The following is an 11,651-nucleotide window of genomic DNA, read 5'->3' as shown; positions in this document are numbered from 1 at the left end:
CTTACCCTGCAGCGCGTCATTTCAGACGCGCAAAGGTCGCTGCAGCTCTATGAGTTGCTGGATGTTCTTATCCTCGGATCGGATACGATTGGTGGGAACATGCGGTAGGGAAAGCGTGAAACAGTTTCACGCCCAATGGCTGCATTCCTGCAAGGCACTGGAACATTTCACGGTTTTAACGACACGGTGAAATGATCTAGTAGTAAGGACACCGTCCGCGCCCGCCGCTTATGCAATCCGGAAGCCCCCCGCATGAAACAAGACGTATCCCCGAAAACGGCTCACCAGGTTCACGCGAAGGGCATCGAGAAGCTGAAGGCACATCTGGCGATGCTGACCTTTGCGGTGCTGATTGCCGGCTCCTTTTCATTCGGAGGCCTTGCCACCCAGCATATGGGTGCCGGACCGCTGACGCTCTGGCGCTACCTATTGACCGTCGTGGTCCTTGGGCTGCTGACCTTCGGCTATGCGCGCGTCCCCTTTCATTTTCCCAAGCAGTCGTGGCGCTTCCTGATCCTTGGCGGCCTCATCGCCGTCTACATGCTGACCATGTTCAAGGCGCTGGAGTTCACCAATCCGGTTTCGACTGGCGCGGTCTTCACGCTGATGCCGCTGTTGAGCGCCGGTTTTGCCTATCTGCTGCTTGGCCAGCACACCCGACCCGGGGTGCTCGCCGGTTTGATCATCGCAGCGCTCGGCGCGGTGTGGGTGATCTTTCGCGCCAACATCCAGGCGATCCTCGCCTTCGACATCGGCCAGGGGGAATTGATCTTCTTCGTCGGCGTCATCTGCCATGCGATCTACGTGCCGCTGATCCGCAAGTTCGGCCGCCAGGAGAATGCGTTTGCCTTCGGCTTCTGGGTTGCCGTCTTCACCGTGCCCTGGCTCCTGGTCCCAGGCACCGTCGGCCTTGTCACCACCGACTTTGCCAGCCTGCCTCCGGTCGTCTGGCTCGCCGTCCTCTATCTCGCAGTCGTCACCACGGCGATCACCTTCCTGCTCCTGCAATACGCCTCGATGCGGCTGCCGGCCTCAAAGGTGCTCGGCTACGGCTACCTGACGCCGAGCTTCATCATTGTGCTTGAAGGCCTTCTCGGCCATGGCTGGACCAGCCTGCCGGTGCTCGCCGGCGCATTGACGACCGCCTGCGGCCTGTTGCTGATGGCGCTGCTGCCGGACTGAAGCACATCCAGGATAAGGGTGGAGCTGTCCGCAGTTGCGGCAGCCTCAAGCCGTCGGCTGCTCGCTCACCTGCAGGCCATCGACGAACAGGCGTTCGAGAAAGCGTGCCGCATCCTCGAAGCGCCCTTCGCCGGCATTGCCCTGCCCGAGCACGGCGCGCACCTGCACGTCGAAGTCGGCATAGTGCTGGGTGGTCGACCAGATGGCAAAGATCAGGTGATAGGGATCGCATTTGGCGATCTTGCCGGCCTTGGCCCAAGCGCGGATCACCTCGGCCTTTTCGTCGACCAGCGTCTTCAACGGCCCCTTGAGCTCATCCTCGATATGGGGCGCACCCTGCAGCACCTCGTTGGCAAAGAGCCGACTTTCGCGCGGATAGTCGCGGGCCATTTCGAGCTTGCGGCGAATGTAGCTGCGGATCTCGGCGACCGGATTTCCCTCGGCGTTGAACTCACGCAAGGGATCGAGCCAGGTATCGAGCACCCGGTCGATCAGCGCCCGGTGCATCGCTTCCTTGGTGCGAAAATAATAAAGCAGGTTCGGTTTCGACATGCCGGCGACCTCGGCGATCTGATCGACCGTCGCACCGCGAAAACCGTTGGCCGAGAAGACTTCGAGCGCCGCTTCGAGAATGCGCTCTTCCTTTTCTTCCTGGATCCGTGTCCGCCTCTGGGTCCTGGCCGCTCTCGGTAGTACCATCTGTCCCCCTGCCGGCTTCGCGTCCCGTCGCGCAAAGATCGATCTGCCCAAAATCTGGCCCCGCCATCTTCTTGGGCAACAACTTCGTTTTTTTGTTTTTCCGGCTTGAGTGCCGCAACGGAAGTTGTAATGTTTACCAACCGGTCAAATTATCAGCCAGTTCACCGCCAAAGGCAACGGCTGATCGAAGGGCATCAGAAAAAACCAAGCCTGGATTTGACCAAGGGAACATAAGGGCGCGCCATCCAAGGTAAAGCCCTGAAAAGATGAGGAGACCGCCGTGGCTGCACCTGGCGAGAACATGCGCGTCAATTCAGACCGCCTGTGGGATTCACTTATGGAGATGGCCAAGATCGGCCCTGGCGTCGCGGGCGGCAACAACCGCCAGACGCTCACCGACGAGGATGCCGAAGGGCGCCGGCTGTTTCAGTCCTGGTGCGACGAGGCCGGGCTTACCATGGGCGTCGACACCATGGGCAACATGTTCTTCACGCGGCCCGGCACCGATCCGGACGCGCTGCCCGTCTATATCGGCTCGCATCTCGACACCCAGCCGACCGGCGGCAAATATGATGGCGTGCTCGGCGTGCTCTCGGGCCTCGAAGTGGTTCGCTCGATGAACGACCTTGGCATCAAGACCAAGCACCCCATCGTCGTCACCAACTGGACCAACGAGGAAGGCGCACGCTTCGCGCCGGCCATGCTTGCCTCCGGCGTCTTTGCCGGTGTTCACACCCAGGATTTCGCCTATGGCCGCAAGGACCCGGAAGGCAAGACCTTCGGCGACGAACTGAAACGCATCGGCTGGGTCGGCGACGAAGAGGTCGGCGCGCGCAAGATGCACGCCTACTTTGAATACCACATCGAACAGGGCCCGATCCTCGAGGCCGAGGGCAAGGATATCGGTGTCGTCACCCACTGTCAGGGCCTGTGGTGGCTGGAATTCACGCTGACCGGCCGCGAAGCCCATACGGGCTCGACGCCGATGAACATGCGCGTCAATGCCGGGCTTTCCATGGCGCGCATCCTGGAAATGGTGCAAGGCGTCGCGATGGAGAACCAGCCGGGCGCCGTCGGTGGCGTCGGCCAGGTGTTCTTCTCACCCAATTCGCGCAATGTGCTGCCGGGCAAGGTTGTCTTCACCGTCGACATCCGCTCGCCCGACAAGGCCAAGCTCGATCGTATGCGCGCCAAGATCGAGGCGGAAGCGCCCAAGATCACCGAGCCGCTCGGTGTCGGCTGTTCCATCGAGGCGATCGGCCATTTCGAGCCGGTCACCTTCGACCCGAAACTGGTGAGTGCGGTCCGCAACGCCGCCGAACATCTGGGCTACAGCCACATGAACATCATCTCCGGCGCCGGCCACGACGCCTGCTGGGCCGCCAAGGTGGCGCCGACCACGATGATCATGTGCCCCTGTGTCGGTGGCCTCAGCCACAACGAGGGGGAGGACATCTCCAAGGAGTGGGCCAGCGCCGGCGCCGATGTCCTCTTCCACGCCGTCGTCGAAACGGCCGAAATCGTCGAATGAGTTTGCGGGCGGGACGAAAGTTCCGCCCTTTTTCGTGGCGGCCGTGTGGGCGCCGGAAGCGCAATCGCGAGGATCAAGAACCATGAGCACTGTCATCAAGGGTGGAACCATCGTCACGGCCGACCTGACCTACAAGGCGGACGTGAAGGTCGAGGGCGGCAAGATCGTCGAGATCGGCCCGAACCTTTCCGGCGACGAGACGCTGGACGCGAGCGGCTGTTACGTCATGCCCGGCGGCATCGACCCGCACACTCATCTCGAAATGCCCTTCATGGGCACCTACTCCTCGGACGATTTCGAAAGCGGCACGCGCGCGGCCCTTGCCGGCGGAACGACCATGGTGGTCGACTTTGCACTGCCCTCGCCCAACCAGTCGCTGCTCGAAGCGCTGACCATGTGGGACAACAAGTCCACCCGCGCCAACTGCGACTATTCCTTCCACATGGCGATCACCTGGTGGAGCGAAAAGGTCTTCAACGAGATGGAGACCATCGTCAAAGACAAGGGCATCAACACCTTCAAGCACTTCATGGCCTATAAGGGCGCGCTGATGGTGGATGACGACGAGATGTTCTCGTCCTTCCAGCGCTGTGCAGCGCTGGGCGCGCTGCCGCTGGTGCACGCCGAAAACGGCGACGTCGTCGCGCAACTGCAGGCCAAGCTGCTTTCCGAGGGCAACAACGGCCCGGAAGCGCACGCCTATTCGCGCCCCGCCGAAGTCGAGGGCGAAGCCACCAACCGCGCGATCATGATCGCCGACATGGCAGGCTGCCCGGTCTATATCGTGCACACGTCCTGCGAGCAGGCGCATGAGGCGATCCGCCGCGCCCGCTCCAAGGGCATGCGTGTCTTCGGCGAACCTTTGATCCAGCACCTGACACTCGACGAGACCGAGTATTTCAACAAGGACTGGGACCACGCGGCCCGCCGCGTGATGTCACCGCCCTTCCGCAACAAGCTGCATCAGGACTCACTCTGGGCTGGCCTCGCCTCCGGTTCGCTGCAGGTGGTGGCGACCGACCACTGCGCGTTTACCTCCGAGCAGAAGCGCTTCGGCGTCGGCGATTTCACCAAGATCCCGAACGGCACCGGCGGGCTTGAAGACCGCATGCCGATGCTCTGGACCCACGGCGTCAACACCGGCCGCATCACCATGAACGAGTTCGTGGCCGTTACCTCGACCAACATCGCCAAGATCCTCAACATCTACCCGAAGAAGGGCGCGATCCTCGTCGGCGCCGACGCCGATCTCGTTGTCTGGGACCCGAAGCGCACCAAGACGATCTCGGCCAAGAGCCAGCAATCGGCGATCGACTACAACGTCTTCGAGGGCAAGGAGGTGAAGGGCCTGCCGCGCTACACGTTGACCCGCGGCATCGTCGCGATCGAGGAAGGCACGATCAAGACCCGCGAAGGTCACGGCGAGTTCGTCCGCCGCGATCCGTTCCCGGCGGTCAGCTCCGCCCTTTCGACCTGGAAGGAAGTCACCGCCCCGCGCGCCGTCCAGCGCACCGGCATTCCGGCCACCGGCGTCTGAGGCCTCATGTTTCGCGGCTTGCATTTCTTCGCGCCGCTCTGTCCCACCGGACATGCCCTGCCACGTCGGCGGGGCACTTCGGCGCGGATGGCGTCAGGCGGGCACCAACGCATCGAGCTCGGGCAAGAGCACGACGCTTTCCTGTTCGTTCGGGTCCGTGCGGGCGATGACGGCAGAACAGGGCGCATCCGAAAGGTTTGCCGGCAGATGCGGCACGCCGGCCGGAATATAGAACATCTCGCCTGCACGTACGATGACGTGCTCTTCCAAGCGTTTGCCGAACCAGGTGTGCGCCTCGCCCGAAAGCACATAGATTGCCGTTTCGTGGCTCTCGTGCAGATGGGCTTTGGCCCGCGCTCCCGGCGGGATCGTCAGCAGATGCATGCAGATGCCCGTCGAGCCGACCGTCTCCGCGGCAATCCCTTCGAAATAGCTGAGTCCCTGCTTTCCGGCATAACCGCTGCCGGGGCGCACCAACCGACACACAGGATTGGATGATCGAGACATGAGCGTTCTCCAGAATTCCCTGAAAAACCAGCAACAAGCGGCTCCGCATACAAATCCGCGATTGCATGTTGCCGGTCCGGATAGCAGTCTGACACAGACCAGCCAGAATGAGTATTCGCCGATGACCTCCAATACCGCATCCGTGGTTTCGGCCCGGGACCTCTGCCTGACTTTCGAAACCGCCGATGGACCGGTGCACGCACTGACCGGCGTCAACCTGGACGTTGCCAAGGGCGACTTCGTTTCCTTCATCGGTCCGTCTGGCTGTGGCAAGACGACGTTCTTGCGCGTGATCGCCGACCTGGAGAGAGCAACCTCCGGCAAGATCAGCGTCAACGGCATGACGCCCGAGGAAGCACGCAAGCAACGCGCCTATGGCTATGTCTTCCAGGCCGCAGCGCTTTATCCCTGGCGCACGATCGAAAACAACATCGCCCTGCCGCTTGAGATCATGGGTTACTCGAAGGAAGAGAAGAAGGCGCGCATCGAGCGCACGCTCGAACTCGTCAACCTCACGGGCTTCGGCAAGAAGTATCCCTGGCAGCTCTCGGGCGGCATGCAGCAACGCGCCTCGATCGCCCGCGCGCTCGCCTTCGATGCCGATCTGCTTCTGATGGACGAGCCCTTCGGCGCACTCGACGAAATCGTCCGCGACCACCTCAACGAGCAGCTGCTGAAACTCTGGGCCCGGACCAACAAGACCATCTGCTTCGTCACCCACTCGATCCCGGAAGCCGTCTATCTCTCCACCAAGATCGTGGTGATGAGCCCGCGGCCCGGCCGGGTCACCGACGTGATCGAATCACCGCTGCCGCGTGAACGCCCGCTCGGCATTCGCGAAACGCCTGAATTCCTGGAAATCGCCCATCGTGTTCGCGAGGGCCTGCGCGCGGGACACAGCTATGAGGAATAGCGTCGCGATCCGCCGGGCCGAACACGGCGACATGGCCGCCTGTGCCGGCATTCTCAATCGCTGGATCGACGCAACAGCGTGGATGCCGCGGGTGCACGACCACGCCGATGTCGAGCGTTACTTTGCCGAGACCGTCTTTGCCGAACGCCGGGTGATCGTGGCGGAGCGTACAGCCGACATCGCCGGCTTTCTTGCATTGTCCGACGACAGCTTTGTCACCGCGCTCTTCATTGATGGACCTCATCGCGGCGCGGGCATTGGCACGAAACTGGTGGAGAGAGCCAAGGAACTGTCTCCTGAAGAACTGAGCCTCTGGACCTTCGAACACAATCGTCCCGCCCAGCGCTTCTACGAGCACCAGGGGTTTGAGGCGATCCGACGGACCTACGGCGACAACGAAGAGAACCTGCCGGATATCCTTTATCGCTGGCGCGCCAGGGAGATGCAGGCATGAATCTCGCCTTTGGCCTCTGGATGCTCTTGGCAACGACGATCTTCCTTGGCGGCGCGACAGCCTCGCGCGCCTACGTCTCCAACAATAACCTCGGCATGCTCTTGCTTGCCCTCGGGCTCTATGTGATCGGCAACCTCATCATGGTGAGGCTGATGCGCGAGGGTGGGCTCGGTCTGGCCATCTCGCTTTCGGCGATCGTGCAGCTCGTACTCGTCAACGTCATTGCCTTTGCGGTCTTCGGTGAACGGATGAGCTTCACCCAGGCCGCCGGTGTGCTTCTCGGCATCGTCGCCATGGGGTTGATGTTGTTCCCGGCAAGCGGAAAGGCATGACGATGCAGGAACCAAGCTTTATCAGGGACAAGCTGCTGCCGGTCGGCACAGTCGTTCTCCTGCTGATCGCCATCTGGTACGTCGCGGTTGTCTTCCTCAACGCGCCCTTCGAGCGCGACACGGCGGCGCGCGCGGGCACCGAGATCAGCTTCTCGCAGATCGTGCGCAACACCATGGCGCAGGAACGCCCTGTGCTGCCGGCACCGCACCAGGTCATCGCCGAGATCTGGGATACCACGTTCAACAAGCCAATCACCTCCAAGCGCAGCCTGGTCTATCACGCCTGGATCACGCTTTCGGCGACCCTGCTCGGCTTCGGCATCGGCGCAGCGCTCGGCATTCTCCTGGCAGTCGGCATCGTCCACAATCGCGCGATGGACCGCTCGCTGATGCCTTGGGTCATCGCCAGCCAGACGATCCCGATCCTGGCGATTGCGCCGATGATTATCGTCGTCCTGAACGCCATCGGCATTTCCGGTCTCTTGCCGAAGGCGCTGATCTCGACCTACCTCTCGTTCTTCCCCGTCGTCGTCGGCATGGTGAAGGGCCTGCGCAGCCCCGAGACGATCCAGCTCGACCTGATGCACACCTACAATGCCTCCTCGGCGCAGACCTTCTGGAAGCTGCGCTGGCCGTCGTCGATGCCCTATCTCTTCACCTCGTTGAAGGTCGCCGTCGCCATTTCGCTGGTCGGCGCCATCGTCGGCGAGCTGCCGACAGGAGCCGTCGCCGGCCTGGGCGCTCGCCTGCTTGCCGGCTCCTATTACGGCCAGACGGTGCAGATCTGGGCCGCATTGTTCATGGCTGCAGCCCTTGCCGCAGTCCTCGTCATGATCGTCGGCTTTGCCCATACGGCCGTCCTGAAGCGCATGGGAGCCAAGCCATGAACCTGCCCGTCCTTGCAGCCGCGATCGCCTTCTGGCTCGCCGCCTGGGCCTTCAACGAATGGCTGGTACGCCAGAAGTTTGAGAGCGATGTCGCCAACACTGCCGCGCGCTTTGCCGTTCCCTTGCTGTTCGGCATCACCATCCTGGTGCTTTGGGAAGGCATCGTCCGCGGGTTCCAGGTCCCCTCCGTGCTGCTGCCGGCGCCCTCGATGATCTGGAACAAGCTGATCAACTCGCTGCCGACACTCGGCGCCGATTTCCGCCAGACATTCCTGAAGGCGGTGCTGATCGGCTACGCGCTTGGTTGCGGCCTTGGCTTCGCCGTTGCGATCCTGATCGACCGTTCGCCCTTCCTGCAGAAGGGCCTCTTGCCTCTCGGCAATTTCGTCTCGGCCCTGCCGGTGATCGGCATCGCACCGATCATGGTCATGTGGTTCGGCTTCGACTGGCAGTCGAAAGTCGCGGTCGTCGTCATCATGACCTTCTTCCCGATGCTGGTGAACACGGTTGCCGGCCTTGGCGCCGCCAGCCACATGGAGCGCGACCTGATGCGCACCTATGCCGCCTCCTGGTGGCAGACGCTCGTCAAGCTACGGCTGCCGGCCGCTTGGCCATTCATCTTCAACGCGCTGAAGATCAACTCGACGCTGGCGCTGATCGGCGCCATCGTCGCCGAATTCTTCGGAACCCCCATCGTCGGCATGGGGTTCCGGATTTCCACGGAAGTGGGACGCATGAATGTCGACATGGTCTGGGCCGAAATCGCCGTTGCGGCGGTTGCTGGCTCCGCCTTCTACGGGGTGGTCGCGCTCATCGAGCGCGCCGTCACCTTCTGGCATCCTTCCATCCGCGGAGGGCGCGCCTGAGCATACGTACCTAAAGAAAATGAAGCAAAAACAAGAGGGAACTGACATGAAAAAAAGACTTGCATCGCTTCTCGCCGCCGGCGTCTTTTCGCTCGCAGCGTTCCAGGCTGAAGCGGCCGAGAAGGTGACGCTGCAGCTGAAATGGGTGACCCAGGCGCAGTTTGCCGGTTACTACGTGGCCAAGGACAAGGGCTTCTACGAGGAGGAGGGCCTCGACGTCGACATCAAGCCCGGCGGTCCGGACATCGCACCGGCCCAGGTGATCGCCGGCGGCGGCGCCGACGTCATCGTCGACTGGATGCCGTCTGCCCTTGCCACCCGCGAAAAGGGTGTCGCCCTCGTCAACATCGCCCAGCCGTTCAAGAAATCCGGCATGATGCTGACCTGCCTCAAGGAAACCGGTGTGACCAGCCCCGACAAGTTCAAGGGGCAGACGCTGGGTGTCTGGTTCTTCGGCAACGAGTATCCGTTCCTCTCCTGGATGTCGCACCTGAAGATCCCGACCGACGGCGGTCCGAACGGCGTCACCGTGCTGAAGCAGGGCTTCAACGTCGACCCGCTGATCCAGAAGCAGGCCGCGTGCATCTCCACCATGACCTACAACGAGTACTGGCAGGTGATCGACGCGGGCATCAAGCCGGACGACCTCGTCACCTTCAAGTACGAGGACCAGGGCGTGGCGACGCTGGAAGACGGTCTCTACGTGCTGGAAGACAAGCTCAAGGACGCCGCCTTCAAGGAGAAGATGGTCAAGTTCGTCCGCGCCTCGATGAAGGGCTGGAAATACGCCGAAGCCAATCCGGATGAAGCAGCCGACATCGTGCTTGAAAACGACTCCACCGGCGCCCAGACGGAGAAGCACCAGAAGCGCATGATGGGTGAAGTGGCCAAGCTCACCGCCGGCTCGAACGGCGCGCTCGACGAGGCCGACTACAAGCGCACGGTCCAGTCGCTGCTTTCGGGTGGTTCCGATCCGGTGATTTCCAAGGAGCCGGAAGGCGCCTTTACGCACGAAATCACTGACGCCGCCTTGAAGTAGGATCTGTATAGGTAAAAAGAGGGTCGCACGACTGTGAACGTGCGGCCCTCTTCTGTTCTTAGCGGTCGTTCGCGTCCGCCAAGTTGCCGCCGGGTACCGGGCGTGGGGGTGGTATTCCGGCAGGCGACGACGCTACCGTTGCTTGCGATTGTCAAGATCGTGTCAAGATCGCAACCATAACCGCACAACGAACCGAATATTGAGGCCCCGCTGCTTTGTACGCTCTTGTAAGCGCCAGAGCCCGAGATTACATAGGCCACGATGTTTGTTGGAGGCAGGCATGACGGAGGACACCATTTTCCCGACGCATTGCCTGCGGTAACCGGTCCCAGTTCCGCCCGCGCCTACGGTCTGATACCGTGCACGCGGAGCGCGAAGTGAGGAATGCGCCATCTCCTGTTCCCGTGCGATGCCGGGACGTGATGTCGGCGTGATAAAATAGCCTGATTGCCCGTGGATCCTGCTTCAAGCGGAGATCCGCTCGATATTGTTTCCATTGCCGGGACTGTGAAGCCGATGGCTCAAAAAATTCTGCCTCTTCTCAGCGTGTGCGCTGCGGTGACCTTTGGTTCGCCTTTTTCTGTCTGGGCGCAGGACGAGGTCCAACTGAAGGCGCCAAATCTTCCCTCCATCGTCGTGACCACAGCGGTTGACCAGTCGATCAGCGACCGGGTCGTTGCCACCGGCACCATCCAGGCGGTCGAGCAGGTTTACGTCGCCCCGATGGTGGACGGTCTTTCGATCCGCACGCTCAATGTCGATGTCGGCGACACGGTCGAAGCGGGCAGCGTGCTTGTCGTGCTGAACGACGATGCGCTTCGCTTGCAGAAGAGCGAGCTTGAGGCGGCACTCGCAAAGGCGGAAGCCGGGCTTGCGCAATTGAACGCCCAGCTCACCGAAACCAGGGCCAACAACGACGAGGCCAAGCGGGTCAGCGATCGCGCCGCAGGGCTCTCCAAGAACGGCACCGTCTCGACCGCCGAGGCAGACCGGGTCCGGGCACTCTATATCGCCACACAGGCTCGGGTGCGCTCGGCGGAACAGGCCGTGGCCGTGGCCAGCGCCGACATCAAGGTGGCTGAGGCGCAGATCGACGACATCGACCTTCGACTGACCCGCACGGAGGTCAAGGCTCCCGTTGCCGGCGTGATATCCGCCAAGAACGCCAAGATCGGCGCGATTGCCAATGGCAGCGCCGAGCCGCTCTTCTCGATGATCCGCGACGGCGCGATCGAGATGAAGGCCGACGTCGCCGAAGCCGACATCATCAAGCTTGCGGTCGGCCAGCCCGCGACTGTGACGCTGGCCGGCGGCAACACCAAGGTCGAAGGATCGATCCGCCTGATCGCGCCGACCGTCGATCCGGTCAGCCGCCTCGGCACTGTTTTCATCAGTCTTTCAGACACCACCAAGGCGCGCGCCGGCATGTATGCGAGCGCGCTGATCACCGCTGAGCAGAAGCAGGCGGTGGTGCTGCCGCAAACGGCTGTGACCAACGAGGACGGCCGTACCATCGTTCGCAAGGTCGAGAACGGCGTCATCCGCATCCTGCCGGTCAAGACAGGGATTTCCGACGGCAAGTTTATCGAAGTCCTTGAAGGCCTGGCGGCCGGTGAAGAGGTGGTGGCGCGAGCCGGCGCCTATGTTCGCGACGGCGACCGCATCAACCCCGTCAAGTCCGCGCAACCTGCGACCAACTGACAG

The 11,651-nt window shown here is 62.2% G+C and carries 12 protein-coding genes; 10 read left to right on the top strand and 2 right to left on the bottom strand.

The features are described 5' to 3' along the window. Window positions 1-252 precede the first annotated feature (252 nt). Window positions 253-1,182: a DMT family transporter gene (locus tag MKZ91_RS21605; protein WP_336173086.1), complete on the top strand. Its 930-nt coding sequence runs from the start codon at window positions 253-255 to the stop codon at window positions 1,180-1,182. Between the two features lie 45 nt (window positions 1,183-1,227). Here the strand turns inward: MKZ91_RS21605 and rutR are convergent, their stop codons facing one another. Further along, entirely contained in the window at window positions 1,228-1,881 is a 654-nt protein-coding gene (gene rutR / locus MKZ91_RS21600) for an HTH-type transcriptional regulator RutR (protein ID WP_336173085.1), read from the bottom strand. A 280-nt stretch (window positions 1,882-2,161) separates the two neighbouring features. Here rutR and MKZ91_RS21595 point away from each other — a divergent pair, with 280 nt between their 5' ends. Next, window positions 2,162-3,412 carry a Zn-dependent hydrolase gene (locus tag MKZ91_RS21595; protein WP_336173084.1) on the top strand — a complete coding sequence of 417 codons (1,251 nt, stop codon included), beginning with the start codon at window positions 2,162-2,164 and terminating at the stop codon, window positions 3,410-3,412. A gap of 82 nt (window positions 3,413-3,494) precedes the next feature. Next, a complete protein-coding gene (hydA, locus tag MKZ91_RS21590) occupies window positions 3,495-4,949 on the top strand; it encodes a dihydropyrimidinase (protein ID WP_336173083.1) in 1,455 nt (484 codons plus the stop codon). A 93-nt stretch (window positions 4,950-5,042) separates the two neighbouring features. Here hydA and MKZ91_RS21585 read toward each other — a convergent pair whose 3' ends face one another. After that, the gene (locus MKZ91_RS21585) at window positions 5,043-5,456 is read right to left on the bottom strand and encodes a cupin domain-containing protein (RefSeq protein WP_336173082.1); all 414 of its coding nucleotides are present in this window, start codon (window positions 5,454-5,456) and stop codon (window positions 5,043-5,045) included. 121 nt (window positions 5,457-5,577) lie between these two features. On the opposite strand from MKZ91_RS21585, the gene MKZ91_RS21580 reads away from it, so the two are divergent. The 7 genes from MKZ91_RS21580 to MKZ91_RS21550 all read left to right on the top strand — a co-directional run bounded on the left by MKZ91_RS21580 (window position 5,578) and on the right by MKZ91_RS21550 (window position 11,648). Next, window positions 5,578-6,369 carry an ABC transporter ATP-binding protein gene (locus MKZ91_RS21580; RefSeq protein ID WP_336173081.1) on the top strand — a complete coding sequence of 264 codons (792 nt, stop codon included), beginning with the start codon at window positions 5,578-5,580 and terminating at the stop codon, window positions 6,367-6,369. Beyond that, the gene (locus MKZ91_RS21575; RefSeq protein WP_336173080.1) at window positions 6,359-6,823 is read left to right on the top strand and encodes a GNAT family N-acetyltransferase; all 465 of its coding nucleotides are present in this window, start codon (window positions 6,359-6,361) and stop codon (window positions 6,821-6,823) included. The genes MKZ91_RS21580 and MKZ91_RS21575 overlap by 11 nt, the downstream gene beginning before the upstream one ends. Then, window positions 6,820-7,155 (top strand): hypothetical protein, encoded by a 336-nt coding sequence (locus MKZ91_RS21570; protein WP_336173079.1) that lies wholly within the window; start codon window positions 6,820-6,822, stop codon window positions 7,153-7,155. The genes MKZ91_RS21575 and MKZ91_RS21570 overlap by 4 nt, the downstream gene beginning before the upstream one ends. 2 nt (window positions 7,156-7,157) lie before the next feature. Then, window positions 7,158-8,042, top strand: coding sequence for an ABC transporter permease (locus tag MKZ91_RS21565; protein ID WP_336173078.1), 885 nt, complete (start codon window positions 7,158-7,160; stop codon window positions 8,040-8,042). Further along, window positions 8,039-8,908: an ABC transporter permease gene (locus MKZ91_RS21560; protein WP_336173077.1), complete on the top strand. Its 870-nt coding sequence runs from the start codon at window positions 8,039-8,041 to the stop codon at window positions 8,906-8,908. The genes MKZ91_RS21565 and MKZ91_RS21560 overlap by 4 nt, the downstream gene beginning before the upstream one ends. A gap of 46 nt (window positions 8,909-8,954) precedes the next feature. Further along, on the top strand, window positions 8,955-9,947 hold the full coding sequence (locus MKZ91_RS21555; RefSeq protein ID WP_336173076.1) for an ABC transporter substrate-binding protein: 993 nt from the start codon (window positions 8,955-8,957) through the stop codon (window positions 9,945-9,947). 516 nt (window positions 9,948-10,463) lie between these two features. Beyond that, the gene (locus MKZ91_RS21550; RefSeq protein ID WP_336173075.1) at window positions 10,464-11,648 is read left to right on the top strand and encodes an efflux RND transporter periplasmic adaptor subunit; all 1,185 of its coding nucleotides are present in this window, start codon (window positions 10,464-10,466) and stop codon (window positions 11,646-11,648) included. The last annotated feature ends 3 nt before the right edge of the window (window positions 11,649-11,651 follow it).

It is taken from the genome of Ensifer sp. MJa1 (genome assembly GCF_037026475.1).
Taxonomy (GTDB): domain Bacteria; phylum Pseudomonadota; class Alphaproteobacteria; order Rhizobiales; family Rhizobiaceae; genus Ensifer.
The sequence above is the reverse complement of the archived record's forward strand: the minus strand, read 5'-3'. Positions and strand labels throughout refer to the sequence as shown.